Source organism: Mycobacterium stomatepiae (genome assembly GCF_010731715.1).
In the GTDB taxonomy this organism is placed as follows: domain Bacteria; phylum Actinomycetota; class Actinomycetes; order Mycobacteriales; family Mycobacteriaceae; genus Mycobacterium; species Mycobacterium stomatepiae.
In genome coordinates this window covers 3,577,292-3,604,269 of record NZ_AP022587.1, presented here as the reverse complement: position 1 = coordinate 3,604,269, position 26,978 = coordinate 3,577,292, and the positions used below count along the sequence as shown (strand labels likewise).

Below are 26,978 nucleotides of genomic sequence, written 5' to 3'. Positions count from 1 at the left end.
AAGAACATCTGCCCTAATATTAGGAGATGAAGTGCTGAAGGTGGGAGTCTGGGGGCCGGGTTCGATGGGCGTGATCGCCCTGCGAGGCGTGATCGACCACCCCGAGTTGGAATTGACCGATCTCGTCGTGCACAGCGACGCCAAAGCGGGTCGTGATGCCGGCGAACTGTGTGGAATCGCGCCGGTAGGCGTGGTGGCCACCCAGGACCCGGCGGCGATGCTCACCGGTGACGCGGACGCGGTGGTGTATGCCGCCGGCGCGAACCTGCGGCCGCTGGAGGCCGTCGAAGACATGGTGTCGATCCTGCGATCCGGTAAGAACGTGGTGTCGTGTTCGGTGGTGCCGCTGGTATTTCCCGATGCCGTCGACGGGGCGTTCACTGATCCGCTGCGCCAGGTGGCGCTGGATGGCGGGGTTTCCTTCTTCACGACTGGCATCGACTCCGGATTTGCCAATGATGTTCTGCCGCTGGTACTTACCGGTGTCTCGCGGGTCATCGAGTCGGTGCGGGTGACCGAGATGTTCAACTACGCCACCTATCCGGACCGGGCCGCGGTGTACGAGATCCTCGGCTTCGGCAAGCCACCGGAGTACCAGGCGTTCGCCGCCCAGCCGGGAATATTCACCTTCGGCTGGGGCCCGGTGCTGCACCAGCTCGCGGGGGGTTGGGCGTCAAGATCGACAACATCGAGGAGAGCAACGAACGCGTCGCGGCCACCGAGTCTTTCGACACCCCGACCGGACACATTGAGGCCGGGACGATCGCGGCGATGCGCTCGACGTTGACCGGATACGTCGCAGAGAAGCCAACTTTCGTCGTCGACCATGTGACGCGGATGCGCGACGACGTAGCTCCGGACTGGCCGCAACCGCACATCAGCCTCGCGCCCAAGGACCTCGGCTTCGGGCTGGCGTCGGGCCGCGGTGTCTATCGCGTCGAGATCGAGGGCTCGCCGACCATGCGGTGCGAATTCGAGATGGCCGAGGACCACGACCACGACCTGGGTGCGCGCATCGCGGGGTCCTCGCGCATGGTCAACGCCATCCCCGCGGTGTGTGCGGCCGCGCCCGGACTGCTGTCCGCGCTCGACTTGCCGCTGATCACCGGTGCCGGCCTGGTCCGTCCGGTCGACGGCCCGTCACCGGATAGCCGGCTGCTCGTATGAGGCCATGACGTGGGTGACGCCCATGGCGAATTGTGACCACACATAGCAGCAGGCACCGCGAGCGAATTCTCTATGCCTCAACCTGTTTGGGTATCGGCGTTGGTGAGTTATCTAGTTGGTTGTTGGTGGTGGTATCGGTTGGAAGGGTTGGTACCACCACCATTGGGCGCGTTCGCCGGTGGGCCCGGGGCAGGGTGGGACTTGGGGTGGGGCGTGGGTGGGTGGGCGTGCCAGTGATCCTGGGTTCAGTGGTTGGCCGTCCTCGTCGGTGATGGTGAGATCGTTTGCGGGTCCGGTGAGGGTGATGAGGCCGCGGTGGTGTGCTCGATGGTGGTAGGGACAAACCAGGACCAGATTGGACAACTCGGTGGGGCCGCCGTCTTCCCAATGCTGGAGGTGATGGGCGTGCAGACCGCGGGTGGCCCCACAACCGGGGACCACGCAGGTGCGGTCGCGGTGCTCGAGCGCGCGGCGCAGCCGCCGACTGATCACCCGCGTGGTCCGGCCGGCGCCGATGACCTCGCCGTCGCGTTCGAACCACACCTCGCCGGTGGCATCACAGGTCAGGTAGTGGCGTTGCGCGTCGGTGAGCAGCGGACCCACATGCAGGGCGGCGGCGCGCTTTTCCACATCGAGGTGCACGACCACGGTGGTGTGCTGCCCGTGCGGACGCCGCGCCACCTCCGCGTCCCACCCGCCTCGACCAGGCGCATAAACGCCTCGAGGGTGCCCGGCACCGGCGCCGCCACCTCCGATGCACGATCGCCCTCGTCGTGGTCGTGCTTCCACTCGGCGATCAGCGCATCACGATGAGACGCCAGTGCCGCGTCGAACGTCGCCGCATCCGGGTGCGCAAGTTTGATCCGCCAGCACGTGAGCTCCTCGTCAGAGGTCTGGGTGATCGAGGCCTGCGGCCGCGGCCGGGCCGGTTCGGGGTGTGGTTCCAGCGTGACCGCGGTACGCAACTGGCTGACGGTGGCAATGCTGGCCAACGCCGCGTAATGCTCATCAGAGCCGTCGCTCGCTCGGGCCGCGATCACGCCGACCTGATCCAGTGACAGCCGACCCTCCTTCATGCCCTGCGTGCAGCGGGGAAACTCCTCCCAGCGGCGCGCCACCGTGGCGATCGTATGGGCATTGGCCGAGGAAGAACCCAGCTTCCAGCCCAGCAACGCCGCCACCGACCGCGCCCCCGTCATCCCACACAACCCGTCACGATCGATCTCGGCGGCGATCTCCACAATGCGCCCATCAACCGCATTACGCTGACCAGCCAACTCCGCCAACTCATCGAACAACACCTCAAGCCGCTGCTTAGGGCTCACCACCACGGCACACGACGCGCTCGACGACATAACCACATCCTCGCAGCCACCTACGACAAATTTCGGCCGCTCAAATCCGCGCCGGGTCGTTCCCGCTGTGCCCTGCGTGCCAGTACGCAACACCTAGTCGGACGCTGAACAACTCGCCATGTGCCGCGCCGGCGCGAATTCCGGCTCGGGGTCTGGCTTTTCCGCGCGGTGACGCTTGGCGGCGCAGCTGTTCAGCCAGCAGGCGAAGCCACCGACGACCAGGCCGATGGCGACGCCGAGGTCCGGGCGCTGGCCGAGCATCAGCCAGGACAGCACCGCAGCGGCGGCGGGAATGATGGCGAACAGCATCGCCACGGCCGCCGCGCCATGAATGCTGATGGCGCGCAGGTAAATGCTGACCGCAAGCGTGGCGTTGAACAGCACCATGCCCGCAATCGCGGCGACGGCCTTGCCCGGGTCGTGGACGGCGAACGGCGTGAGTAACGTGAGCGCCACCGCGGGGGCGAACGCGACCGAGTTTTGCACCGCGCTCATCGTGCGGAAGTCCACGCCCACGCAGAACCGCTGCTGATACACCCCGCCAGCCGAAAGGCCAAGCAGCCCAAGCAAAAGCAGCAGCATGACGGGGTCGACGCCGTGCATGCCCATCAGCCTTCTGGCGCAGGCGGCGAGCACCGCGACGACGCCGAGCACCAGGGCAACGACCCGTAGCCGGCCGAGCGGCTCGCGCAGGAACAGCGTGGCCAGGATGGCCGTCATGACCGGATTCATCGCGATCACCACCGCGCACAGCACCGCCGACGCGCCGAGCAGCAGCGCCTCGTACAGGCAGCAGAACTGCACGGCCTGGATCAGCAGGCCCGCGACGATGACGTGGCCGAACTGCGCCCCGCGCGGCCAGGCCGCTCGGGTCAGCATGGCCCAGGACGCGAGGATGACGGCGGCGAATCCGAAGCGCAGCGCCAAGACGGCCATCGGGGTCATCTCGGCCACCGCGAGGGCGCCGATCGGATACCCGAGCGCATAGGTCAGCGTCACCGCCGAAGCGGTGCCCAGAGGCATGCGCGGAAGGTGCATGCCCCCATCGTCGCGAACCGCCACCCCTGCCGTCCAACGATTTTTGACGATCGGGATCGATCATGGATCGTGATCGAATTTCCGCATTAGCGGGAATATCCAGCTCATTGGCGCGAATAATTGATCAGGATTGCTGATCGAACTATGGTTGTGAGCTATGCCTCAGGTACTCGATATCGCGCCGCTGCGCAGCCTGGTCGCGGTGGCCGACTGTGGAGGATTTCACCGAGCCGCCGCGGCCCTGCACTTGAGTCAGTCCGCGGTCAGCCAGCATCTACGCAAGGTCGAGAGTGTGGTCGGCGAGCCGGTGGTCGAGCGCTCCGGCCGTGGCGTGTTGTTCACCGAAATGGGTCAGAAGGTGCTGCGGCACGCGCGCACGATCTTGGCGGCGCACGACGCGGCGCTCGACAACCTCGGCGCGACCGAGCAGAAGGTGCTGACGGTCGGTGCCACCGAGCACGGTGCGGATGTGATGCTGCCCGCCCTGACCAGCGTGCTGCGTAAACGCCTCCCCGACCGGCGCCCGCGCTTCCGGCTGGATCGCAACGTTTCCCTGGCGGACGCGATCGACCGAGGCCTGGTGGACCTGGCGATCATGCTCGACGGATCGGGGCTCGATCGCGCCAACGCGTCGGGAATCGTTCAGCTGCAATGGGTTTCGGCGCGAACATTCACTTTCAACAGGGGAGAGCCGCTGCCGCTGGTGATCTATGCCGAACCATGCACCCTGCGCGAGCCGGCCTTCGCCCTGCTCGAGAAGCAGCATGTCGACTACGAGGTCGTGGCCGAATGTGGCGATCTGGCCGGGCTTTACGCCGCCGTGCGCTCCGGTCTCGGGTTGGCCCTGCTGCCCAGGATCGGCAAACTGCCCGACGGCGTGTGCCCGGCAGAGGGGCTGCCGGCGCCCAACTGCGCCTCGATCCTGGTGCGCGGCCGCTCCGGCATCGACTCCGACGTGCTAAGTACCGTCGATGCTGCGGTGCGCGACGTCCTTGCCGACGAAAAGTGAACGCGGGCTTTACGAATCCCCGCCTGGGTAGAGCCGGCGCACGGTGGCTTCGTCGAAGGGTTCGCCGGAGCCGAAGATCGCCGCCATCACGTTGGAGGCATCGTCGGCCACGGCGCCGTCACCCGACGTCCGGGCCAGCGGCACGTCCACCCAGGGCGTCCGGATGCCGCCCCGCGCGAGCCCGTTCGAATCCAGAATCGGTTGGGGCAGTTCGGCTTCGCCCATCTCGATGGGTGGCGCGGCCGGCGCCGGCTGACCCGTCCGGACCCAGGCGGTGAGCGCGGAGATCGCGGCCTGCACGACGTAGTGATGCTGCGGTGCGAAGTTGATGTAGTGGTCGAGCTGCTGGCCCATCAGCATGTTGGTGGGTGCGTAGGCGGCCATGATGTCCTGCAGCGGCGCCGAGCCGGTGTCGATCGGCGCGACCTGGATCGTGTAGTTGTCGGCATGCGCGGCGCCGGCGATCTCCCACACCCGCAGCCACTCGTTGTCGGGCTGCCGGGCGAAGTAATAGCCATGCCGCACGCCGCCGAACAGGTCGGTTTCGGTGATGAGCGTCAGCAGCGGGACCCGCAGGTCGGGCCGGAAGTTGACGGCTTGCGGCACGTTCAGCTGCAACTCGTCGAGGACCGAGCCGCCGTCTAGCGGTGCGGCAGAAGCGAATCGGGAATGCACCAGGAAACCGTCGTAGACCCGGGCGAGCGGATCGACGGCATTGACATAGGTGGTGAGGAACATCGCCGATTGCGATTCTCCCAGGGCAACAACGTGATCCGCGGGCATCCCGCGCAAGATGTCGGCACTGCGGGCCAGCTCGCCGGTTTGGGAGAACATGTCGTAACAGAACGCGTCGCCCGGATGGCTCAGCGGTGCGTAACGCGTCGGATCCTGGGTCCGCAGCGACATGTCGAAGCCGAGCAGGCTGGCACCGCCGTCTACCCTGACTTTCTGGGCCGACACCGCGACATAGGCGTAGCCCGCCCGAACTATCTCGCGGTGCGCCATCATCCACACCGCGGGAGCGTCGATGCCGCCGCTGACATTGAGCCACTCGACCAGCACGGTTCCGTTGAACCTGGCCGGATCGGACGGCGTCAGCACCACGATCCGGGCGGTGTAATCGGCGGTGCCGGACGGTGTTACGGCCCACCGGCCGTCGGGACCCAACTCCGAGGTTGGCGCGTACGACGAGGCCGCTCCGGAGACGAAGAACTCCTCGGCGACGTAGCCGAGGTCGCCGATATCGAAGCCGCCCAACAGCAAGAGTGGCTTGCCGGACACCGGCGTGACGGTGGGGGACTCCGTCATGGCAACATCCTTCCCGGGATCGACATCTGCGCCGTCAGAGGGAGCGGGGCAGCCCAAACTTCGTGAACAAAGCGTCGTCGAGAAATGCAACCACATGCGACACCCCGTCGGGGCGGACATCCAGCACATGCAGCTGGAAAGGCACATGCTGCTCGCCGGCCCGCATGTACATCGCGGCGGCGGGTTGGCCATTGGCGACCAGCGGGATCATCCGCATGTCACCGGGATGTTCGGCGGGGCACTGTTGGTGGATCAGGGTAATGATGGCCTGCGGGCCTTGGTACCAGCCGGTGGACGGCGGCATCTCCCAGACCGCCTCGGCGGTGAACAGCTCGACCAGCCGGTCGATGTCGTAGCACTCGAACGCCGCGATGTAGCGGGCCAGCAGGTCTTGGGCCTCGGTCGAATCCGGCGCCGCCAGCCGATCAGTCGAGCTGGGTCCGACGGCTTCCAGCTGGGACCGCGCCCGCTGCAGCAGGCTGTTGACCGCGGCCGTGGTGGTTCCGACCGCGTCGGCCACTTCGGCGGCCTTCCACTGCAGGACGTCGCGCAGTAGTAACACCGCCCGCTGCCGGGGCGAGAGGTGCTGCAGCGCAGCGACAAAGGCCAGCCGCACCGACTCCCGCGACCCCACGATCACGGACGGGTCGGCCGGATCCTGGGTCAGGTCGGGTAGCGGCTCCAGCCAGGGCACCTCGCGGCGTTCCACCGGCTCGGCGGTCGGATCCGAGCTGGGCCCGCCGAGCCCGGTGGGTAGCGGCCGTCGGGACCGGCCCTCCAGCGCGGTCAGGCAGGTGTTGGTGGCGATGCGGTGCAGCCAGGTTCGTAGCGAGGACTTGCCTTCGAATCGGTCGTAGGCCTTCCAGGCCCGCAGCAGCGTCTCCTGGACCAGGTCTTCCGCGTCGTGCAGCGACCCGGTCATCCGGTAGCAGTGCGCCAGCAATTCGCGGCGATACGGCTCGGCGCGGGCTGAGAAGTCGCCGTGCCCCCCGCCCGCGGCGGGGACTTCTGCGTCGTCGGAGTTCTCCGCGAGCACGCTCACCCGACTGAGCCTACGCAGCGCCTCGGACAATAGCTCCTCAGGAGCCATTACGCTGCCCCTAATGACTAGGACCCCGCGATGACCCGCACCGAACGGAATTTCGACGGCCTGGGCGGCGTGCGAATCGTGTACGACGTCTGGACGCCGGACACGCCGCCGCGGGCCGTGGTGGTGCTGTCGCACGGTCTCGGCGAGTACGCCCGCCGCTATGACCACGTGGCGCAGCGCTTCGAAGCGGCCGGTCTGGTCACCTACGCGCTGGACCACCGCGGGCACGGCCGCTCCGGCGGCAAACGCATGCTGGTACGCGACGTCTCGGAGTACACCGCCGACTTCGACACCCTGGTCGGCATCGCCACCAGGGAACACCCCGGCCTCAAGTGCATCGTGCTCGGCCACAGCATGGGCGGCGGGATCGTCTTCGCCTACGGCGTCGAACGGCCGGACAACTACGACCTGATGGTGCTGTCCGGGCCCCTGGTGGCCGCCCAGGACGCGGTTCCGGGGCTGGTCGCGTTCGCCGCCAAGGTACTCGGCGCCGTGCTTCCGGGCGTGCCCGTGCAGGACCTCGACCTCGACGCCATCTCCCGGGATCCCGCGGTGGTCGCGGCGTACAAGGCCGACCCGCTCGTCTACCACGGCAAGGTCCCGTTCGGTGTCGGCCGGGCGATGCTGGCGGTCGGCGAGACCATGCCGCAGCGGGCGCCGGCACTGACCGCGCCGCTGCTGGTGGTGCACGGCGAGCAAGACCGGCTGGTGCCCGTCGCCGGAAGCCGTCGCCTGGTCGAATGTGTGGGCTCCACCGACGTCACGCTGAAGGTCTATGCGGGGCTGTACCACGAGGTCTTCAACGAGCCCGAACAAGACCAGGTGCTCGGCGATGTCGTTTCGTGGATCACCGATCGGCTCTAAGCGAAACGTGGGCTGCACGACCGACCGGCTGTCGGACCCCTCCCGTAGTTTGGCGCTATGAGCGACGACAAGATGCTGGCCCGCATCGCCGCGCTACTGCGTCAGGCCGAAGGCACCGACAACACGCACGAGGCCGATGCCTTCATGACCGCCGCGCAGCGGTTGGCGACGGCGGCGTCCATCGACTTGGCGGTCGCCCGGTCGCACGCGTCCAACCGTTCGGCGGCGCAGGCGCCGACCCAGCGGACCATCACGATCGGGACCGCCGGCACCAAGGGGCTGCGGACATACGTGCAGCTCTTCGTGCTGATCGCGTCAGCCAACGACGTGCGCTGCGACGTCGCGTCGAATTCGACGTTCGTCTACGCCTACGGATTCGCCGAGGACATCGACGCCAGCCACGCCCTGTACGCCAGCCTGGTCGTTCAAATGGTGCGGGCATCGGATACTTACCTCGCCTCCGGCGCACACCGGCCCACTCCGACGATCACCGCCCGGCTCAATTTCCAGCTGGCCTTCGGGGCCCGCATCGGTCACCGGCTGAGCGAAGCACGCGAGCAGGCGCGGCGCGAGGCCACCAGGGACCACGCCCGTCGCCCCGGTACCGCGATTGCCTTGCGGGACAAAGACGTTGAGCTGCACGACCACTACCGCAAGGCGTCCAAAGCGCGCGGCACCTACCAAGTCAGCCGGGCGACGGCCGGATATTCGTCGGCCGCCCGGCGCGCGGGTGATCGGGCCGGTAAGCGGGCGCGGCTCGGCAACAGTCCCGAGCTGCCCGGAGCGCGGAGCGCGCTGGGCACGTGACCGCGGGGGATGCGCCCAAGCGGGATTCCCAGCGCTCCAAGGTGTATGCGGCCGAGGAGTTCGTCCGCACGCTGTTCGACCGGGCCGCCGAGCACGGCTCGTCGGCGGTGGAATTTTTCGGCACGCAGTTGACGCTGCCGCCGGAAGCGCGATTCGGCTCCGTGGCGTCGGTACAGCGCTATGTTGACCAGGTGCTCGCGTTACCGGTGGTGCGGGATCGCTGGCCCGAGGTATCACCGCTGAGAGTGCGGCCGCGGCGGGCGGCTACCGCTGCGCATTACGAAAACCGTGATGGCGCAGGCATTGTCGCGGTTCCCGACCGTGACACCGCCGACTGGGCGCTGCGCGAGCTGGTGGTGTTGCACGAGGTCGCGCATCATCTGTGCCAGGCGGAGCCGGCGCACGGGCCGGAGTTTGTCGACACGAACTGCACGCTGGCCGGGCTGGTGATGGGACCGGAGCTCGGTCACGTGCTGCGAGTCGTGTACGCCAAAGAGGGTGTGCGGTGGACGGCGACGACGCGGGCCGCAGCACGGCCCGCTGAGGAGCCGGACAATTGAGCGCTGGCGAATTAGCCGACCCCGACGCCCGGGCGCGCGACATCGAAAGCCGGATGACCGACGACGAGCGGTTCACGTTGCTGATCGCGGCGATGGGAATGTCGGAGCTGTGGCCGCTGCCCGACGACCGCATCCCGCCCGGCACCCCGATGAGCGCCGGATATGTGCCGGGGATCCCCCGGCTCGGTATTCCCGCGCTGCGGATGAGCGACGCCGGCCTCGGGGTCACCAACCCCGGTTACCGGCCCGGTGACACCGCTACCGCGCTGCCCGCCGGCCTGGCGCTGGCCGCCGGTTTCGATCCGGCTCTCGCGCACGCCGCGGGCCAGGTGATCGGCCGAGAGGCGCGCAGCCGCGGCTTTAACGTGCAACTGGCCGGAGCGATGAACCTGGCCCGCGACCCGCGTAACGGCCGTAACTTCGAATACGCCTCGGAAGACCCGCTTTTGACGGCCACGATCACCGCCGAATCCGTCAACGGCATCCAGCAACAGGGCGTCATTTCGACGGTCAAGCATTTTTCGCTGAACTGCAATGAGACCAACCGACACTGGCTGAACGCGACCATCGACCCCGACGCGCATCGCGAATCCGACCTGCTGGCGTTCGAGATCGCGATCGAACGCTCGGCGCCCGGCGCGGTGATGACCGCCTACAACAAGGTCAATGGTGAGTACGCCTCGGCGAACCGGGTGTTGCTCGACGACATCCTGAAGGGCGCCTGGGGATACCGCGGTTGGGTGATGTCGGACTGGGGCGCCACCCAAAGTTGGGAATGCGCGGGGCATGGCTTGGACCAGGAATGCGGCGCCCAGATCGACACCGTGTTCTGGGGGTCCGAGGCGTTCACCGAACCCCTGCGAGCCGCTCACGCCGACGGAAGGTTGCCCAACGACCGGCTGTCCGACATGGTTCGGCGGATCCTGCGCTCGATGTTCGCTGTCGGAATCGACCAGGACGCAGACCCGCCCGATCCAGATATGGCTGCCCACAACGAGATTGCATTGCGCATCGCGCGCCAGGGAATCGTGCTGCTGCAGAACCGGGGAGTGTTGCCGCTGGCATCCGGTGCCCGCATCGTCGTGATCGGCGGACACGCCCAGCTCGGGGTTCCGGCAGGCTGCGGCTCGAGCGCCGTCGTTCCGCCGGGCGGCTACGCGCAGGTGTTCCCGATCGGCGGCGCGGGCCTGACCGGCGGTACCCGGAATCTGCACCTCCTGCCGCCCAGCCCGGTCGGAGAACTCCGCAAGCTATTTCCCCACGCGCACCTCGAGTTCGACCCCGGCCTCAGCCCGGCGGAGGCGGCGCTGTCCGCGCGGCGGGCCGACGTCGCGATCGTGTTCGGGATCCGCGTGGAAGGCGAGGGCTTCGACGGAGCCGACTTGTCATTGCCGTGGGGCCAGGACGCGGTTATCGGCGCGGTCGCCGCCGTCAACCCGAACACCGTGGTGGTGCTGGAGACCGGAAATCCGGTGGTTATGCCGTGGCGAGAGTCGGTGAACGCGATAGTGCAGGCGTGGTATCCGGGCCAGGCCGGCGGCCAGGCGATCGCGGAGATCATTGCGGGCCAAGTGAATCCATCGGGCCGGCTGCCCATCACGTTTCCGGCCGGACTCGAACAGACACCGCGTCCGGAGCTGCCCGGCCTCGGTGCCGAGTTCGGGACACCGTCCACGATCGACTACTTCGAAGGTGCTGAGGTCGGCTACCGGTGGTTTGCAGAACGCGACCAGACGCCGTTGTTCGCGTTCGGTCATGGCTTGTCCTACACCAGCTTTGAGTACCGCGACCTGGTGGTCACCGGCGGGGATACGGTGGCGGCGAGCTTCAGCGTCGTCAATACCGGTGATCGCGCCGGGGCCGACGTCCCGCAGTTGTATCTGACCGACGCGGGCGAGCGACGTCTGCGGTTGCTGGGGTTCGAGCGGGTGTCGTTGGAGCCGGGCGCGACGTGCCGGGTGACGATCGCGGCCGACCCGCGCCTGCTCGCGAGATATGAAGGCGGAAGCTGGCGGATCAAGCCGGGCCCCTGCACGGTGGCGGTCGGCGCCTCTGCGGTCGCGCTGCGGCTAACAGCGCGAGTCGAGCTGGCCGGCCGTGCGTTCGGGCGCTGAGTGGTGCATCGAACGCAACGACCGGCCCGCCGGATCTACTTGACTGGCACTAATGCTTCGCCGCAGGCGCAGCGGTAATCCTCGTCCGCGCCGGAGCAGTGGCATGCGACCTCGATGCGGACGCGACAACCGCACCCCTCGTGACCGCAGGTCAGCTGCGTCCCCTCGTCATAGTGCGCCATGTGAATCACCCTTGTCTGTTGCGGGATTCCGGTTCCTTCAATGGAATCCAGTGGTTACCTTCTTCAGTGGTGTCCACTATCGGACAACCACTCTCAATGCATACCCCATACGGGTATCTGGTAAAGCATCGCGTGCGAGTCTGTTATCGATCGGATGCATGACCAGGTGCGACCCCGTCGGGCGAGGCTCGCGACTAGCGTTGATCGGATGACCGACAAACCCGCTCCGCAAGACGTCGACGCGTTCCTGGACAGCACGGTGATCGGTGACGATCCGGACTTGTCCGCCGCGCTGGAGGCCAGCGACGCGGCCGGGCTGCCACGCATCGCCGTGTCGTGGCAGCAGGGCAAGTTCCTGTCGCTGCTGGCCCGCGCGACTCAAGCCCGCCGTGTTCTCGAGATTGGCACTCTCGGTGGTTTCAGCACCATTTGGTTGGCGCGTGCGGTAGGCCCGAACGGACAAGTGGTCTCGCTCGAGTTCGAGCCTCATCACGCCGATGTCGCGTGTGCCAACCTGAAGCGGGCCGGTGTCGTCGAGCGGGTACAGGTGGTGGTGGGCCCGGCGCTGGAAACCCTGCGGACCGTCGCCGGGGATCCGTTCGATCTGGTGTTCATCGATGCGGACAAAGAGCACTATGTCGAATACCTGCAGTGGGCCGTCAAGCTGGCCCGCGTCGGCGCACTCATTGTGGTGGACAACGTTATTCGCGAAGGCTGGATCCTGGCGCCCGGCTCGGATGACGCCAGGGTGGCCGCCACGCGCGAGACGCTACAGGTGATGGGTGAGCACGCGCAGCTGGACACCGCGGTGATTCAGACGGTCGGTGCCAAGCCCTGGGACGGCTTCGCCATCGCGCTGGTCAAGGACCTCTAGGTCGGAGAAACGGGGCTGGTTTGGTGGCAGCGATTTTCGTTGCTGGCGCGGTGTGATCAGGCGTAACCTGAACAAAGATGGATGGCTTGCAGCGAGCCCAGAGTGCTTGTTGCATAACGGGCTTGCTGCCTTACAGAGAGGTAGCAAAATGAGTACGGTCCATTCATCAATTGATCACCACCCGGATTTGTTGGCCCTGCGGGCGCGCTACGAACGCGTCGCCGAGTCGACGAGTGCGCATTTCACCTTTGGCCTGGCTCTGTTGACGGGCCTGTATGTCGCCGCATCACCGTGGATCGTCGGATTCAGCGGGACGGCATCGCTTGCCACGTCCGACTTCATCGTCGGGATCGCGGTGGCGTTCTTGGCATACGGGTTCGCGACGACCTTGGACCGCGCGCACGGGATGACCTGGACGTTGCCGGTGCTGGGCGTGTGGGTCATCGTCTCCCCGTGGGTCGTAACGGGTGTCGTGCTGACCGCCGGCATGATGTGGTCGCACGTCATCGCAGGTGCGGTCATGACGTTCCTGGGTCTCAACGCGGCCTACTTCGGCATGCGCACACGCGCCGCGGCTGACCACGCCTAGCGGCGAACCCGCTGAGCCAGGCAGCAATTCACCCTGCCGGGCCGATTGATTGCGGCCCGGACAGGGCTGGGCTGGATGGCCCGACTCCTACTCGCGTACTCGCGCCGATCCGGCGCTCGCCGTCGTCAGGCTAGCCGCAGACCGCGCCGATCGCGGCCGAGCTGACCAACTTGACGTACTTGGCCAGCACACCGGTCTTGTAGCGTGGCGGAGGAGGCGTGAAACCCTCTTGCCGAGAGGCGAATTCGGCCGGGTCGGCCAGCACGTCAAGGGTGCCACCGGCGACGTCGAGGCGGATCCGGTCGCCGTCGCGCAGGAAGGCGATCGGCCCGGCGTCTACCGCCTCGGGTGCGATGTGTCCCACGCACAGGCCTGTCGTCCCGCCGGAGAACCGTCCGTCGGTGAGTAGCAGTACGTCCTTACCGAGCCCGGCACCCTTGATCGCCCCGGTGATGGCCAGCATTTCGCGCATCCCGGGACCCCCCTTGGGGCCCTCGTAACGGATCACCACCGCATCGCCCTTGGTGATGGTGCCGTCTTCGAGTGCGTCCAGGGCAGCCCGCTCGCCGTCGAAAACCCTTGCGGTGCCTTCGAACACGTCGGAGTCGAAACCTGCCGACTTAACGACCGCGCCCTCGGGCGCCAGGCTACCGCGCAGGATGGTGATGCCGCCGGTCGGATGGATCGGGTCGCTGAGCGCGCGCAGCACCTTGCCGTCCGGGTCGGGCGGCTCAATGGTGGCCAGGTTCTCGGCCAGGGTGCGCCCCGTCACCGTCAGGCAATCACCGTGCAGCAGCCCGGCATCCAGCAGCGCCTTCATCATCACGGGCACGCCGCCGATGTGGTCGACGTGGGTCATCACGTGCCGGCCGAACGGTTTGACATCGGCCAGGTGCGGCACCTTGGAGCCGATCCGGCTGAAATCCTGCAGGGTCAGGTCGACTTCGGCTTCGTGGGCGATGGCCAGCAGGTGCAGCACCGCGTTGGTCGAGCCGCCGAACGCCATCACCACCGCGATCGCGTTCTCGAACGCCTCTCTCGTGAGGATGTCGCGGGCGGTGATGCCGCGGCGCAGCAGCTCGACGACGGCCTGGCCGCTGCGCCGGGCGAACCCGTCGCGGCGGCGGTCGGTGGCCGGGGGCGCCGCGCTGCCGGGAATCGACATGCCCAGTGCCTCGGCGGCGCTGGCCATCGTATTGGCGGTGTACATGCCGCCGCACGCGCCCTCGCCGGGGCAGATCGCGCGCTCGATCGCGTCGACGTCCTCGCGTGACATCAGCCCGCGCGAGCAGGCGCCCACGGCCTCGAACGCGTCGATGATCGTCACCTCGCGCTCGGAGCCGTCGGACAGCTTGGCCACCCCCGGCAGGATCGAGCCCGCGTAGAGGAACACCGACGCCAGGTCCAGGCGGGCGGCCGCCATCAGCATGCCGGGCAGCGACTTGTCGCACCCGGCCAACAGCACTGAACCGTCGAGTCGCTCGGCCTGCATCACGGTCTCGACGCTGTCGGCGATCACCTCGCGGGACACCAGGGAGAAGTGCATGCCTTCGTGGCCCATCGAGATGCCGTCGGAGACGGAGATCGTCCCGAACTCCAGCGGGTAGCCGCCGGCCGAGAACACGCCTTCCTTGACCGACTTGGCCAGCCGGTCCAGCGACAGGTTGCATGGGGTGATTTCGTTCCACGACGAGGCGACGCCGATCTGCGGCTTGGCGAAGTCGTCGTCGTCCATCCCTACCGCGCGCAGCATCCCCCGGGCGGCGGTCTTCTCCAGACCGTCGGTGACGTCACGACTACGGGGTTTGATGTCGGCGGTTGCCGCGTCGGTCTGCAGGGCCATTCGTCCAGTATGCGCGGCCCTGACAAGCCAATTTCCACTGGCTATACCCCGCTGGGGTATGAGGTACCATGAAGGATTAACACGCAGCGGAAGCTGGGCGCGCGCAGCTGGGAGGGTTTTGAGGCCGAGATGACGACTCCACACGGATATTCGCAGCAGAAGGACAACTACGCCAAGCGGCTACGGCGCATCGAGGGTCAGGTGCGTGGCATCGCGAAGATGATCGAGGAAGACAAGTACTGCATCGACGTCCTTACCCAGATCAGCGCCGTGAACAGCGCGCTGCGATCGGTGGCGCTGAACCTACTTGACGAGCACCTCGGGCACTGCGTGACCCGCGCCGTCGCCGAGGAGGGGCCAGATGCCCCCGAAAGGGCTCAAGCCAAGCTGGCCGAGGCATCCGCGGCCATCGCGCGTCTTGTTCGTTCCTGATCGGTGACGTAGTTGAGACCGGTGTTGCGGGCCGAAGTTGGCCGAACCCGTTGTTGAGGTGCGTACGGTAAGGCAGTGTGATCGCATTAGGCACGACAACCCAGGAATTGGGGAGCCCGGCCCATACCGTATCCCACGCCATGACTGCCGAAACCGGACCAGCCGCCGCCACCGCGCGAACGTGGACGCCACGGATTGCCGCGCAGCTGGCGGTGCTGGCCGCGGCGGCCTTCATCTATGTCACGGCCGAGATTCTGCCCGTGGGGGCACTGTCCGCGATCTCGCGGGACTTGCATGTCAGCGTCGTCTACGTCGGCACCCTGCTGACCTGGTATGCGCTGGTCGCGGCGCTGACGACGGTTCCGCTGGTGCGCTGGACCGCGCATTGGCCGCGGCGGCGCGCGCTGATGCTCAGCCTGACCTGCCTGACCGCCTGGCAGGTCATCTCGGCGCTGGCACCCAACTTCGCGGTGCTGGCCGCGGGACGGGTGCTGTGCGCGTTCACCCACGGCTTGCTGTGGGCGGTGATCGCCCCGATCGCCACCCGCCTGGTGCCGCCCAGCCATGCGGGCCGCGCGACGACCTCGATCTACGTGGGGACCAGCCTGGCACTGGTGATCGGTAGCCCGCTCACCGCGGCCTTGAGCCTGATGTGGGGCTGGCGGCTGGCGGTCGTGTGCGTGATGGCCGCGGCGGCCATCGTCACCATCGCCGCCCGGGCGATGTTGCCCAAGATGGTGCTCACCGAGGACCAACTGGCCTGCGTCGGCCCGCGATCGACCCACCACCGCAACCCGCGGCTGATCATCGTGAGCCTGCTGGCGATGGTCGCGGTCACCGGGCATTTCGTCTCCTACACCTACATCTCGGTGATCATCCGCGACGTCGTCGGCGTGCGCGGGCCCAACCAGGCCTGGTTGTTGGCCGCCTATGGCGTGGCGGGCCTGCTCGCGGTATCCCTGGTGGCGCGGCCGCTGGACCGTCGACCCCGGGGCGCGATCATCCTGTGCATGGCGGGATTGACCGCCGCGTTCGTGGTGCTGACCGCACTGGCGCTCGGCGACCGCCCGACCTTCGTGCCGACCGTGCTGCTCGGCACCGCCGCGATCGTGTTGTGGGGTGCCATGGCCACCGCGGTGTCGCCGATGATGCAATCCGCCGCGATGCGCAACGGCGCCGACGACCCCGACGGCGCATCCGGTCTGTACGTGACGGCGTTCCAGGTGGGCATCATGGCCGGCTCGCTGTCGGGTGGCTTGTTGTACGAGCACAGCGTCGCGACGATGCTCACCGCGTCGGCGGCTTTGATGGGAATCGCGCTGGCCGGCATAGCGGCCAACCGACGGGTGCTCGACGTTGCTCCGTCAAGCTCACATGATTCATAACCCGGCAGCTCACAGCACTCCATTGCCGGTCTGACCGAGGACGTACCCGGTCGTGATTGGGTAGCTGGCCACGTCGCTATGCCACACTGGGACCAGCTACTGACTGGAGGTATGCATATGTCGGGCTGGACGAGGGCAAGCCTCTTCGCGGCTCTGAACTCAGCCGGCGTCGCCGCCGTGCTGGTGCTGGGCAGTGCCCCGGCTCTGGCGGATCCGGACCCGGTTCCCGCCGATCCCAACGTGGTTGCTGCGCCCCCCGCTCCGCCTCCGCCGCCATTCGAGCTGCCGCAGTTGCCGGGGTTCCCGTCTCCGCCGCCCCCGCCGTGGGCACCGCCGGTGGCAGTGCCGGCCGCCGACGGGCAGGACCCGACGCCGTTCACCGGCACCGCGCCGTTCGGAACACCCTCGTTCGTCCCCAAAACCGGCGCGATGGTGGGCGTCGCGCAGCCGATCATCATCAACTTCCCAGGACGTGTCGATGACGCCGGCGCCGCTCAGGCCGCCGTGCACGTGTCGTCGATCCCGCCGGTCCCGGGCAAGTTCTACTGGATGACGCCCACTCAGTTGCGTTGGCGGCCGATCAACTTCTGGCCCGCCAACACCGCGGTGAACATCGACGCGGGCGGCACCAAGTCCAGCTTCCGGACCGGAGACCAGCTGATCGCCACGGCCGACGACGCCACGCACCAGCTGACCGTCACGCGCAACGGAACTCTGGAAAAGACCATCCCGATGTCGATGGGCATGACGTCGGGCAACCACCAGACCCCCAACGGCACGTACTACGTGCAGGAGAAGATGCCCTCGGTGGTGATGGACTCTTCGACTTACGGGGTCCCGGTCAACTCGACCTACGGCTACAAGGTCACCGTCGACCTGGCCGTCCGGTTCGACAACGTCGGCGACTTCGTGCACAGTGCCCCCTGGTCGGTCGACGACCAGGGCAAGCGCGATGTCAGCCACGGCTGCATCAACATCAGCCCCAGCAACGCCAAGTGGTTCTTCGACAACTTCGGGGCGGGCGACCCGATCATCGTGAAGAACTCCAGCGGTGGCTCGTACAAAAAGAACGACGGCTCCAGCGACTGGATCACCAACTAGCCGAGATTGTTCGTCACGACGACGCGCTCGCCGGTGGTCGGTGCGGGTGCGTCGACCCGAGGCCGTTCGATCGATCCGTGATTCGGTGCGCTCGCATCGTGATTCGTGAGCAGAATCGACGGCCGGCTCATGTCGACTGACAGGCTGAAGATGTCCGCACGGTTGTAGGTGCCGACGATGTCGTGGGCCTGCTTGGCGATGACCTCCTTCTGTAGGTCGACCTCGGCGTGCAGGATCCCTTCCGGTTGGGTCATCGGTCCGGCGACGACCTGGCCGTCGGGGCCGATCACCATCGCGGCGGGAGGTGCCGCCGTCAAGGCCTTTTCGATCCGGACGTCACCGCCGGCTACCTCGCGGACGGCGGTCTCGTCCAAGGTTGTCGCCGCGACAACCACGAACACCTTGCCCTCGAACGCGTGGGCGGCGCTGCGCAGCCGGATGAACTCGGCGAGGTCGTAGCCGTACTCCTCGGTCCGGCCGTCGAACGGCCAAGCCGGCGGGTAGGTCGCGATGTGCAGCCGCTCACCCTGGGCGAGCAAAGCGAATCTCGCTAGGGTGTTCGTGTTTTCACCGCAGATCAGCGTGCCGAGGCGCCACCCGCCGAGTTCGACCGGCCGCAGGTCGTGAGCGTCGCCGTGCGACCAGGTCAGGCGTTCGTACCAGGTGGCCACTAGCTTGCGACGGTGATTCACCAGCCGGCCGGTCGGGTCGAACACCAGGTTCGAGTTCCAGAGTTGGCCCAGGCTGTGCGGGTTGCGTTCGTTTATCCCGACAGACAACGTCACGCCGTGCGCGCGGGCAATGCGGCCGAGTCGCTCCGTGTGGGGACCCGGCACGACGATCGATTCGGCGACGAGTCGCTCGTGCCATTCATGTTGGTCGATCGGTGGCAGCACCGCGTTCCAGACCGGGAATCCGGCCAGAAACGCCTCGCCGAAAACGACCAGGCGCGCACCGTCTCGGGCGGCGGTCGCGACCAAATGCTCGACCTTGTCGATGCTGGCCGGCAAGTCGAGAAAGACGGGCGCCGCGTTCACGGCGGCGACGGCCACCTTCGGGAGGTTCAGTGATGACATGTCGTTGCCCTTCTCGCGATTGTCCTGATCGATCGACAACTTTTCAGATTCCGGTCGATTCGCGAATCCCACTTTATCCACCGCCGATTGACTGTCAATCGGATTGTCCTGGGCGCGATTCCAGGTTGGTTGTCGACATTTCTCGACAACTATTCCGGTCGCTGAGAGGTTGCCGGACTCAGTCGACGCCGTGGGAGGTAAAGGCTTTCACCGACGACTTGCCGATGGTGCACCGCCGTTTATTGTGATGCACAACACTTTTCGATGCCTCGCGCATTGAGACAGTCATCGCTTTTCGAAACGCTACGTATTGCCGAATTCGGAGGTTCACGTGTCACAGCCAACAACGAGTAGCGAGACGCAACGCGGTCCTACCGTACCAATTGCGCCGCCGCTGCCATCGAATAATGCTCACAAAGCAGGCAATTCGACTGACACGCCCGTCCGGGACGAGTCGCAGTCGACGCCGAATCTCGACGACTTCGTACGCATCCAAGCCTCGCCGGAGTTCCAGGATCTGTTGCACCGGCTGCGCCGGTTCGTCTTTCCGATGACGGCATTCTTCCTCACCTGGTACCTGGCCTACATGCTGCTCGCCACGTATGCGCACGCCTTGATGGCAACAAAGGTGTTGGGCCACATCAATCTTGGTGTGGTGCTTGGGTTTGGCCAATTCGTCACGACCTTCGGGATCACCGTACTCTACGTGAGGTTCGCCGCCCGAACGCTCGATCCGCGGGCCGCGAAGATCCGCGCCGAGCTCGAAGGAACGGGCGCGTGACCGTTACGCTTGCGGCCGCTGCCAACGTCGGAAATCCGGTGATCAACATCTCGGTCTTCGCGGTATTCGTGATCGGCACCATGGCGTTGGTGATCTGGGCCGGACGCAGCACCAAGAAGCCGAGCGATTTCTACACCGGCGGCGGTGAATTCACCGGGGCGCAAAACGGATTCGCGATCGCCGGCGATTATCTGTCGGCCGCGTCGTTCCTCGGTGTGTCCGGCGCGATCGCGGTCTACGGCTACGACGGATTCCTCTACTCGATCGGCTTCCTGGTGGCGTGGCTGGTAGCGCTGCTGCTGGTTGCCGAAATGCTGCGCAACACCGGCCGGTTCACGATGGCCGACGTGTTGAGCTTCCGGCTGCGGGAACGCCCCGTCCGCATGGCCGCCGCGGTGTCGACCCTCACGGTCTCGCTGTTCTACCTGCTCGCACAGATGGCCGGCGCGGGCGGGTTGGTCGCCTTGTTACTCGATGTCAAAAGTGAAGTGGGCCAGTCGGCCGTGGTCGCGATCGTCGGCGCCCTGATGATCGCCTACGTGCTGATCGGCGGGATGAAGGGCACGACGTACGTGCAGATGGTGAAGGCCGTTCTACTGGTGACGGGCGCGGCGATCATCTTCGTGCTGGTCGTGATCGCGGTGCGGGGCAATTTCTCCCAGCTACTCGCCAATGCGCAAGGCGTGGTGGATCATTCGAAGAACCATGCCGTCGCCGGCCACAACATCCTGGAGCCTGGCGCGAAGTACGGGGCGACGACGATCACCAAGCTGGACTTCCTGTCACTGGGCATCGCGCTGGTGCTCGGCACCGCCGGTTTGCCGCACGTGCTGATGCGCTTCTACACGGTCCCCACCGCCATCCAGGCACGTCGCTCGGTCACCTGGGCGATCGGCGCGATCGGGATTTTCTACCTGTTCTCGTTGGCCATCGGTTACGGCGCGGCGTGGTTGGTGGGCCCGGACGTCATACTCGCGACCGCCGGCAAGGAGAACTCCGCGGCGCCGTTACTCGCGTTCAAGTTGGGCGGAACGATCTTCCTCGCCGTGATCGCGGCCGTCGCGTTCGCGACGATCCTGGCGGTAGTGGCCGGCCTGGCGATCACGGCGGCCACTTCGTTCGCCCACGATATCTACGCCGGTGTGATCAAGCGCGGCAACGCTTCTGAGGAACGACAGGTGCACGTCTCGCGGATCATGGTGGTGGTGATCGGCATCCTGGCCATCGTACTCGGGATCCTCGCGATGGGGCAGAACGTGGCGTTCCTGGTGGCGCTGGCGTTCGCCGTCGCCGCCTCGGCAAACCTGCCGACCCTGCTGTACTCGTTGTTCTGGAAAAAGTTCAACACCACCGGCGCCCTTTTCAGCATCTATGGCGGTCTGATCAGTTGCCTTGTGCTCATTATCTTCTCGCCCGCGGTTTCCGGTAACCGCTCGGCGATGTTCCCGGGCATCGACTTCGCCTGGTTTCCGCTGGCGAACCCGGGCATCGTCAGCATTCCGCTGGCATTCGCACTGGGCATCGTCGGAACCCACGTCGGGCGAGGCCGGCCGGAGGACCCGGCCAAGCAAGCCGAGATGGAGGTTCGGTCCCTTACCGGCGTCGGCGTGGAAAAGGCCGTCGTCCACTGACGGGCGAGACACCCAATGTGGGCAGAGCTCGTCGAAGCCGGGCTTGAACCGAAGGAGGCCCGGTTCTATCTGGCCGCGCTCAACATGGACTCGGCGACCATCGCCCAGCTCGCCGAGGCGTCGCGGATCAGTCGCACCAACGCGTATGACATCGCCAAACGCCTCGCCCAGCGTGGATTGGTCACACTGATCGAAGGTGGCAGCCATCGTGACAATCCGAAGGCCAGTGGACGCCCCAGAACCGTTGTGCGGGCAGCGGATCCGCAACGGCTGTTGTGGACGAATGGGGTCAGCGGCGCAGGGTGCTGGAATCGGTGGTGCCGCAACTGCGAGCCTTCCATGCCAAGGCCGGTACGGCTCCCCGGGTGCGGTATCTAGAGGGCGCGAGCGGTATCAGGACGGCGTTGTTCGAGACCCTGGACTGGCCAACGCCGCTGCGTGGCGTGCTGTCGATGCGTGACCTGTTGAGTGTGCCGGGAGTCGAGGCGATGGAGGAGTACATCGCCGGCCGCCGGGAGCGGCAACTGTGGCTGCATGTGCTGAGGTCACCCGAGAAGGATCTGCCCGGCGGCTGGCCCACCAGCTGCGACGATTATCGCCGCACCCGGTTTGTGCCCGCCGAATACCTCTTCACGATGTCGATGATCATCGGCGATACGTCGGCGGCGATGATTTCGTCTCAGCGCGAGAACTTTGCCCTGGTGGTCGAGAGCCTCGAGTACGTCGAGATGCACCGCAACCTGTTCGAGGTGCTGTGGGCCGCCGGTAGTCAAGCCGCCGAAGATCCGCCTGCCACGCACCGCCCCGACACCTGACTGCCGCCCATTTCACGGGAAAACTTTCGCCCGCCCGGTGTTATGTATAGCATCATACATAAGCCGAGAGGGGTGCGATGCGTAGTCCACGCGAGCGCATGGTCGTTTCTGCCGCGCTGTTGATCCGGGAACGAGGCGCCCATGCCACCGCGATCTCGGACGTGTTGGAGCACAGCGGCGCGCCACGCGGGTCGGCCTATCACTACTTTCCGGGCGGGCGAACCCAACTGCTCTGCGAGGCGGTCGATTACGCCGGCGAGCACGTCGGGGCGGTCATCGACAAGGCCTTCAGCGGCCTCGACCTGCTGGACACGCTGATCGACAAGTACCGCCGCCAGTTGCTGGACAGCGATTTTCGGGCCGGCTGCCCGGTCGTCGCGGTCTCCGTCGAATCCGGAAACGAGCAAGACCGCGAGCGGATGGCCCCGGTCACCGAGCGCGCCGCCGCGGTATTCGACCGCTGGAACGGCCAGGTCGCCGCGCGCCTTATCGCCGACGGCATCCCGGCCACGCAGGCCAGCGAACTGGCGGTGCTGACGACCTCGGCGCTGGAGGGCGCCATCGTGTTGGCCCGGGTACGGCGCGACGTGGCGCCCCTGTATCTGATCCACCGGCAGCTGCGCGCCGTGCTGCTGGCCGCTCTGAAGAAGTAGCCCGAAAGGAAGTCCCGCGATGGCCGCTGAATGGCAGTCGACCGCATGCATCCTCTGCGAATGCAACTGCGGCATCGTCGTACAAGTCGAAGATCGCACGCTGTCGCGCATCCGCGGCGACAAGAACCATCCGGCGTCGCAGGGTTACACCTGCAACAAGGCGCTGCGGCTGGACCACTACCAGAACAACCGCGCCCGGCTGACCTCCCCGATGCGCCGCCGCGCCGACGGCAGCTACGAAGAAATCGATTGGGACACCGCAATTGTCGAGATCGCCGAGGGGTTCAAGCACATCCGTGACACCTACGGCGGCGACAAGATCTTCTACTACGGCGGCGGCGGCCAGGGCAACCACCTCGGTGGGGCATACAGCGGCGCCTTCCTGAAGGCCCTGGGGTCGAAGTACCGCTCAAATGCGTTGTCGCAGGAAAAGACCGGCGAGGCCTGGGTCGACGGGCAGCTGTACGGCGGCCACACCCGCGGCGAGTTCGAGCACGCCGAGGTCTCGGTGTTCGTCGGGAAGAACCCGTGGATGTCGCAGAGCTTCCCCCGGGCCCGGGTGGTGCTCAATGAGATCGCCAAGGACCCGAAGCGCTCGCTGATCGTGATCGACCCCGTCGTCACCGACACCGCGAAGATGTCCGACTTCCACCTGCGGGTGCGACCGGGCACCGACGCCTGGTGCCTGGCCGCACTGGCGGCGGTGCTGGTTCAGGAAAACCTGTGCAACGAAGCCTTTCTCGCCGAGCATGTACACGGCGTCGACGCCGTGCGCGACGCGTTGCGCGACGTCTCGGTGGCGGACTACGCGCAGCGCTGCGGGGTCGACGAGGAGCTATTGCGGACCGCGGCGCGGCGCATCGGCACCGCCGAGAGTGTGGCGGTGTTCGAAGACCTCGGGGTTCAGCAGGCCCCCAACAGCACGCTGAGCTCCTACTTGAACAAGCTGCTCTGGATCTTCACCGGCAACTTCGCGAAAAAGGGTGGCCAGCACCTGCATTCGTCGCTGGCGCCGCTGTTCAGCACGGTGTCGGGCCGAACCCCCGTCACCGGCGCGCCGATCATCGCCGGGCTGATTCCGTCCAACGTCGTGCCCGAGGAGATCCTGACCGACCACCCGGACCGGTTCCGGGCGATGATCGTCGAAAGTGCCAATCCCGCGCATTCGCTGGCCGACTCGACGGCGTGCCGGGAGGCGTTCCAATCGCTGGAGTTGATGGTGGTCGTCGACGTGGCGATGACCGAGACCGCCCGACTGGCTCATTACGTGTTGCCCGCGGCGTCCCAGTACGAGAAGACCGAGGCCGCGTTCTTCAATTTCGAGTTCCCGCACAACGGTTTTCACCTGCGCCGGCCGCTGTTGGAACCCCTTGCGGGGACCCTGCCCGAGCCGGAGATCTGGACGCGGCTGGTGCGCGCGCTCGGCGTGATCGACGACGCGGACCTGCGGCCGCTGCGCGAGGCCGCCGAACACGGCCTCGAGGCATATGCCGAAGCATTTCTGAACGCCGTGGCGGGCAATCCGACGATGGCGCGGCTGGTCCCGTACGTGCTCTACGAAACGCTGGGCCCGACGCTGCCCGAGGGGATGGCCGGGGCCGCCGCGGTCTGGGGGCTGGCGCAGAAAACGGCGATGACCTACCCCGACGCGGTGCGCCGCGCCGGCCACGCCGACGGCAACGCGCTGTTCCAGGCGATCCTGAACAGCCCCTCGGGGGTGGTGTTCACCGCGCACGACTACGCGGACGACTTCGCGCTGATCACCCACTCCGATCACAAGATCGCCCTCGAAATCCCGGAAATGCTGCGCGATTTGCGGGCGCTGGCCACCGCGCCGCCGCAACTGACCACGGCCGAGCTGCCGATCGTCTTATCGGTGGGTGAGCGGCGCGCCTACACCGCCAACGACATTTTCCGCGACCCGTCTTGGCGTAAACGCGACTCCGACGGCGCGCTGCGCGTCAGCGTCGAGGATGCCCAGGACCTCGGGCTCGTGGACGGCTGCCGGGCGCGGGTCACCACCGCGGCGGGCAGCGCCGAGGCGACCATCGAGATCACCGAGACGATGCTGCCCGGACATGCGGCCCTGCCCAACGGCTTTGGGCTCGACTACGTCGGGGAGGACGGAAATACCATCGTTCCGGGAGTCGCCCCGAACGCGCTGACATCGACCGGATGGCGCGACTCCTATGCCGGGACGCCGTGGCACAAACACGTACCGGCCCGCATCGAGGCGCTGGCCTCGGTCTAGCTCGAGGTCGGAAGCGGGTTCAGTTCCAGATCCTGACCCGGCGCTGCGGCGCCAGGAACAGCCCGTCGTCCTCGGTCACGTCGAAGGCGTCGTAGAACGCGTCGAGGTTGCGAATGACGCCGTTGCACCGGAACTCCGGCGGCGAGTGGGGGTCCACGGCGAGACGCCGGATCGCTTCTGCCTCACGGGATTTGGTGCGCCATACCTGTGCCCACCCGTAGAACACCCGCTGCACGCCGGTCAGGCCGTCGATCACCGGGGCCGGCTCGCCGTTCAGCGACAGCTGGTAGGCCAACAGCGCGATGGACAACCCGCCCAGGTCGCCGATGTTCTCGCCGACGGTGAAGGCGCCGTTGACATGATGAGCGCCGTCGAGCTCGCGGGGGACGTAGGCCTCGTACTGCTCGATGAGCGCCTTGGTGCGGGCGCCGAACTCGCTGCGGTCGTCGTCGGTCCACCAGTCGACGAGGTTGCCGTCGCCGTCGTACTTGGCGCCCTGATCGTCGAAGCCATGCCCGATCTCGTGTCCGATCACCGCCCCGATCCCGCCATAGTTGGCGGCGTCGTCGGCCTGGGCGTCGAAGAACGGCGGCTGCAAAATGGCTGCGGGAAAAACGATCTCGTTCATTCCCGGGTTGTAGTAGGCGTTGACGGTCTGCGGCGTCATGAACCATTCGTCGCGGTCCACGGGACCGCCTAGCTTGGCCAGCTCGCGATCGTGGTTGACCGCGTAACCCCGCAGGTAGTTGCCGTACAGGTCGTCGCGATCGATCACCAGGGCCGAGTAGTCACGCCACTTCGCCGGGTAGCCGACCTTGGCGGTGAACTTGCGCAGCTTGGTCAGCGCTCGCTCCCGGGTCTGCGGAGTCATCCAGTCCAGGTCGCTGATGCTGACCCGGTAGGCCTCCTGCAGGTTGTCCACCAGCGCATCGATGCGGGCCTTGGCGTCCGGCGGGAAATACCGTTCGACGTAAAGCTTTCCGACGGCGTCGCCCATCAGGTTCTCGACCAGCGAGACCCCGCGCTTCCACCGGTCGCGGATCTGTTCGGTCCCGGTCAGCAGCCGGCCGTAGAAGTCGAAGTCCGCCGCGACCAGGGCGTCGGTCAGCCACGAGGCGCGGGCGCGGATCAATCGCCAACGCGCCCACCGCTTCCAGTCCTCGATGTCCTCGCTGGCCCATAGTGCTGCGAAGGCAGTGAGGTAATCAGGCTGGCGCACAACGACTTCCGCGACAGCCTGCGGAGTGCTGCCCAGCGCGGTGACCCAGCCGGCCCAGTCGAAACCCGCTCCTTCGGCCTGTAACTGTGCGAAGGTGCGCAGGTTGTAGGTCAGGTCGGCGTCGCGGCGCTTGACCACATCCCAGTGTGCGGCAGCAAGTTTGGTCTCCAGCGACACGACGCGGGCCGCGGTGTCGGCGTGGTCTGACGCTTGCCCGCCGTACACCAGGGCGAACATCCGCGCGATGTGTCCCGGATAGGCCGCGAGCACCTGGGCGTGCTGCTCGTCGCGGTAGTACGACTCGTCGGGCAACCCGATGCCGGATTGGTTGACGTGCACCAGGTAGCGGGTCGAGTTCTTGGCGTCGGTGTCGATGTAGACACCGACGCCGCCGCCCACTCCGGTGCGCTGCAGGGCGCCGACGACGGCGGCAAGCGCCGCCGCATCGGCGGCGCCGTCGATGGTGGCCAGCTCGTCTCGCAGCGGTTGCAGGCCACGACGCTCGACGGCGTCCTCGTCGAGGAAGCTGGCGTATAGGTCGCCGATGCGCTGCTGGTCGGTGCCCGGCGCGGCCCCGCTGCCGCTTGCTTCGATGATCAGGTCGCGGACCTGCTCCTCGGCCTGGTCGAACAGGGTGCGGAAGGCGCCGTCGGTGGCGCGGTCCGGGGGAATCTCGTAGTCGGCCAGCCAGCGACCGTTCACGTAGCCGAACAGGTCGTCCTGGGGACGGGCATTTTCGTCGATGTGGCTCAGGTCCAGGCCCGAGCGGGTGGCCGCATACGTCACCCTGCCATCCTTACCATCTCCTGCGTGCCGGGCGCCTGCTGCGCCAAC

Annotated in this window: 21 protein-coding genes and 4 pseudogenes; 17 read left to right on the top strand and 8 right to left on the bottom strand. The window is 66.8% G+C overall.

Annotation, left to right across the window (positions count from 1 at the left end; all coding sequences use genetic code 11):
* Window positions 1-31: 31 nt before the first annotated feature.
* Window positions 32-1,167, top strand: a pseudogene (locus G6N54_RS16935) (NAD(P)H-dependent amine dehydrogenase family protein).
* Window positions 1,168-1,278: 111 nt separating this feature from the next.
* Here the strand turns inward: G6N54_RS16935 and G6N54_RS16930 are convergent.
* Window positions 1,279-2,522 (bottom strand): annotated as a pseudogene (locus tag G6N54_RS16930) (HNH endonuclease signature motif containing protein).
* Between the two features lie 93 nt (window positions 2,523-2,615).
* Window positions 2,616-3,560 (bottom strand): DMT family transporter, encoded by a 945-nt coding sequence (locus G6N54_RS16925; RefSeq protein ID WP_372513182.1) that lies wholly within the window; start codon window positions 3,558-3,560, stop codon window positions 2,616-2,618.
* Window positions 3,561-3,717: 157 nt separating this feature from the next.
* Between G6N54_RS16925 and G6N54_RS16920 the strand changes: the two genes are divergently transcribed.
* A complete protein-coding gene (locus G6N54_RS16920) occupies window positions 3,718-4,569 on the top strand; it encodes a LysR family transcriptional regulator (RefSeq protein ID WP_163791116.1) in 852 nt (283 codons plus the stop codon).
* Window positions 4,570-4,587: 18 nt separating this feature from the next.
* Here the strand turns inward: G6N54_RS16920 and G6N54_RS16915 are convergent.
* Window positions 4,588-5,877 (bottom strand): annotated as a pseudogene (locus G6N54_RS16915) (alpha/beta hydrolase domain-containing protein); the annotation flags it as partial.
* 34 nt (window positions 5,878-5,911) lie between these two features.
* Window positions 5,912-7,044, bottom strand: a pseudogene (locus G6N54_RS16910) (sigma-70 family RNA polymerase sigma factor).
* Between G6N54_RS16910 and G6N54_RS16905 the strand changes: the two are divergent.
* Genes G6N54_RS16905 through G6N54_RS16890 form a run of 4 tightly spaced genes read left to right on the top strand, consistent with a single transcriptional unit; the run spans window position 6,998 to window position 11,312 of the window.
* Window positions 6,998-7,831, top strand: a complete 834-nt coding sequence (locus G6N54_RS16905) for an alpha/beta hydrolase (RefSeq protein ID WP_163791114.1) — start codon at window positions 6,998-7,000, stop codon at window positions 7,829-7,831. The pseudogene G6N54_RS16910 and the gene G6N54_RS16905 overlap by 47 nt on opposite strands.
* A gap of 57 nt (window positions 7,832-7,888) precedes the next feature.
* Window positions 7,889-8,638, top strand: coding sequence for a DUF2786 domain-containing protein (locus tag G6N54_RS16900; RefSeq protein ID WP_163791113.1), 750 nt, complete (start codon window positions 7,889-7,891; stop codon window positions 8,636-8,638).
* The gene (locus G6N54_RS16895; RefSeq protein WP_163791112.1) at window positions 8,635-9,198 is read left to right on the top strand and encodes a TIGR04338 family metallohydrolase; all 564 of its coding nucleotides are present in this window, start codon (window positions 8,635-8,637) and stop codon (window positions 9,196-9,198) included. Before G6N54_RS16900 ends, G6N54_RS16895 begins: the two co-directional genes overlap by 4 nt.
* A 53-nt stretch (window positions 9,199-9,251) precedes the next feature.
* Window positions 9,252-11,312 carry a beta-glucosidase gene (locus tag G6N54_RS16890; RefSeq protein ID WP_163794790.1) on the top strand — a complete coding sequence of 687 codons (2,061 nt, stop codon included), beginning with the start codon at window positions 9,252-9,254 and terminating at the stop codon, window positions 11,310-11,312.
* A 35-nt stretch (window positions 11,313-11,347) separates the two neighbouring features.
* On the opposite strand, the gene mymT is transcribed toward G6N54_RS16890, so the two are convergent.
* Window positions 11,348-11,503: a copper-binding metallothionein MymT gene (mymT, locus tag G6N54_RS30630; RefSeq protein ID WP_163791111.1), complete on the bottom strand. Its 156-nt coding sequence runs from the start codon at window positions 11,501-11,503 to the stop codon at window positions 11,348-11,350.
* 199 nt (window positions 11,504-11,702) lie between these two features.
* Between mymT and G6N54_RS16880 the strand changes: the two genes are divergently transcribed.
* On the top strand, window positions 11,703-12,368 hold the full coding sequence (locus G6N54_RS16880) for an O-methyltransferase (protein ID WP_163791110.1): 666 nt from the start codon (window positions 11,703-11,705) through the stop codon (window positions 12,366-12,368).
* Between the two features lie 148 nt (window positions 12,369-12,516).
* Window positions 12,517-12,957, top strand: a complete 441-nt coding sequence (locus tag G6N54_RS16875) for an SPW repeat protein (protein WP_163791109.1) — start codon at window positions 12,517-12,519, stop codon at window positions 12,955-12,957.
* Window positions 12,958-13,087: 130 nt separating this feature from the next.
* Here the strand turns inward: G6N54_RS16875 and ilvD are convergent, their stop codons facing one another.
* Window positions 13,088-14,800 carry a dihydroxy-acid dehydratase gene (ilvD, locus tag G6N54_RS16870; RefSeq protein WP_163791108.1) on the bottom strand — a complete coding sequence of 571 codons (1,713 nt, stop codon included), beginning with the start codon at window positions 14,798-14,800 and terminating at the stop codon, window positions 13,088-13,090.
* Between the two features lie 129 nt (window positions 14,801-14,929).
* On the opposite strand from ilvD, the gene ricR reads away from it, so the two are divergent.
* The 3 genes from ricR to G6N54_RS16855 all read left to right on the top strand — a co-directional run bounded on the left by ricR (window position 14,930) and on the right by G6N54_RS16855 (window position 17,718).
* Window positions 14,930-15,232, top strand: coding sequence for a copper-sensing transcriptional repressor RicR (gene ricR / locus G6N54_RS16865; protein WP_163791107.1), 303 nt, complete (start codon window positions 14,930-14,932; stop codon window positions 15,230-15,232).
* A 140-nt stretch (window positions 15,233-15,372) separates the two neighbouring features.
* A complete protein-coding gene (locus G6N54_RS16860; protein WP_163791106.1) occupies window positions 15,373-16,617 on the top strand; it encodes an MFS transporter in 1,245 nt (414 codons plus the stop codon).
* Between the two features lie 117 nt (window positions 16,618-16,734).
* Complete coding sequence (locus G6N54_RS16855; RefSeq protein ID WP_163791105.1) at window positions 16,735-17,718, top strand: L,D-transpeptidase; 984 nt, start codon at window positions 16,735-16,737, stop codon at window positions 17,716-17,718.
* Here the strand turns inward: G6N54_RS16855 and G6N54_RS16850 are convergent.
* Window positions 17,715-18,833, bottom strand: coding sequence for a carbon-nitrogen hydrolase family protein (locus tag G6N54_RS16850; RefSeq protein ID WP_232072857.1), 1,119 nt, complete (start codon window positions 18,831-18,833; stop codon window positions 17,715-17,717). The two genes, G6N54_RS16855 and G6N54_RS16850, sit on opposite strands and share 4 nt — an antisense overlap.
* 292 nt (window positions 18,834-19,125) lie before the next feature.
* Here G6N54_RS16850 and G6N54_RS16845 point away from each other — a divergent pair, with 292 nt between their 5' ends.
* The 6 genes from G6N54_RS16845 (at window position 19,126) to G6N54_RS16820 (ending at window position 24,925) form a co-directional block, all read left to right on the top strand.
* Window positions 19,126-19,575 carry a DUF485 domain-containing protein gene (locus G6N54_RS16845; RefSeq protein ID WP_232072856.1) on the top strand — a complete coding sequence of 150 codons (450 nt, stop codon included), beginning with the start codon at window positions 19,126-19,128 and terminating at the stop codon, window positions 19,573-19,575.
* Complete coding sequence (locus tag G6N54_RS16840) at window positions 19,572-21,206, top strand: solute symporter family protein (protein ID WP_163791104.1); 1,635 nt, start codon at window positions 19,572-19,574, stop codon at window positions 21,204-21,206. The genes G6N54_RS16845 and G6N54_RS16840 overlap by 4 nt, the downstream gene beginning before the upstream one ends.
* 15 nt (window positions 21,207-21,221) lie before the next feature.
* Entirely contained in the window at window positions 21,222-21,584 is a 363-nt protein-coding gene (locus G6N54_RS16835) for a TrmB family transcriptional regulator (RefSeq protein ID WP_163791103.1), read from the top strand.
* Window positions 21,572-22,021, top strand: a complete 450-nt coding sequence (locus tag G6N54_RS16830) for a hypothetical protein (RefSeq protein ID WP_163791102.1) — start codon at window positions 21,572-21,574, stop codon at window positions 22,019-22,021. The genes G6N54_RS16835 and G6N54_RS16830 overlap by 13 nt, the downstream gene beginning before the upstream one ends.
* Window positions 22,022-22,098: 77 nt before the next feature.
* Window positions 22,099-22,674, top strand: a complete 576-nt coding sequence (locus tag G6N54_RS16825) for a TetR/AcrR family transcriptional regulator (RefSeq protein ID WP_163791101.1) — start codon at window positions 22,099-22,101, stop codon at window positions 22,672-22,674.
* Window positions 22,675-22,693: 19 nt separating this feature from the next.
* A complete protein-coding gene (locus G6N54_RS16820) occupies window positions 22,694-24,925 on the top strand; it encodes a molybdopterin-dependent oxidoreductase (RefSeq protein ID WP_163791100.1) in 2,232 nt (743 codons plus the stop codon).
* A 19-nt stretch (window positions 24,926-24,944) separates the two neighbouring features.
* On the opposite strand, the gene G6N54_RS16815 is transcribed toward G6N54_RS16820, so the two are convergent.
* The gene (locus G6N54_RS16815) at window positions 24,945-26,930 is read right to left on the bottom strand and encodes a M13 family metallopeptidase (protein WP_163791099.1); all 1,986 of its coding nucleotides are present in this window, start codon (window positions 26,928-26,930) and stop codon (window positions 24,945-24,947) included.
* Window positions 26,931-26,978: the final 48 nt, after the last annotated feature.

Excerpts from the sequence above, each read along its gene's own strand:
- G6N54_RS16925 (WP_372513182.1), bottom strand. The coding sequence starts at position 3,560 with ATGCACCTTCCGCGCATGCCTCTGGGCACCGCTTCGGCGGTGACGCTG.
- G6N54_RS16920 (WP_163791116.1), top strand. The coding sequence starts at position 3,718 with ATGCCTCAGGTACTCGATATCGCGCCGCTGCGCAGCCTGGTCGCGGTG.
- G6N54_RS16905 (WP_163791114.1), top strand. The coding sequence starts at position 6,998 with ATGACCCGCACCGAACGGAATTTCGACGGCCTGGGCGGCGTGCGAATC.
- G6N54_RS16900 (WP_163791113.1), top strand. The coding sequence starts at position 7,889 with ATGAGCGACGACAAGATGCTGGCCCGCATCGCCGCGCTACTGCGTCAG.
- G6N54_RS16890 (WP_163794790.1), top strand. The coding sequence starts at position 9,252 with ATGACCGACGACGAGCGGTTCACGTTGCTGATCGCGGCGATGGGAATG.
- G6N54_RS16880 (WP_163791110.1), top strand. The coding sequence starts at position 11,703 with ATGACCGACAAACCCGCTCCGCAAGACGTCGACGCGTTCCTGGACAGC.
- G6N54_RS16875 (WP_163791109.1), top strand. The coding sequence starts at position 12,517 with ATGAGTACGGTCCATTCATCAATTGATCACCACCCGGATTTGTTGGCC.
- ilvD (WP_163791108.1), bottom strand. The coding sequence starts at position 14,800 with ATGGCCCTGCAGACCGACGCGGCAACCGCCGACATCAAACCCCGTAGT.
- ricR (WP_163791107.1), top strand. The coding sequence starts at position 14,930 with ATGACGACTCCACACGGATATTCGCAGCAGAAGGACAACTACGCCAAG.
- G6N54_RS16860 (WP_163791106.1), top strand. The coding sequence starts at position 15,373 with ATGACTGCCGAAACCGGACCAGCCGCCGCCACCGCGCGAACGTGGACG.
- G6N54_RS16855 (WP_163791105.1), top strand. The coding sequence starts at position 16,735 with ATGTCGGGCTGGACGAGGGCAAGCCTCTTCGCGGCTCTGAACTCAGCC.
- G6N54_RS16835 (WP_163791103.1), top strand. The coding sequence starts at position 21,222 with ATGTGGGCAGAGCTCGTCGAAGCCGGGCTTGAACCGAAGGAGGCCCGG.
- G6N54_RS16825 (WP_163791101.1), top strand. The coding sequence starts at position 22,099 with ATGCGTAGTCCACGCGAGCGCATGGTCGTTTCTGCCGCGCTGTTGATC.
- G6N54_RS16820 (WP_163791100.1), top strand. The coding sequence starts at position 22,694 with ATGGCCGCTGAATGGCAGTCGACCGCATGCATCCTCTGCGAATGCAAC.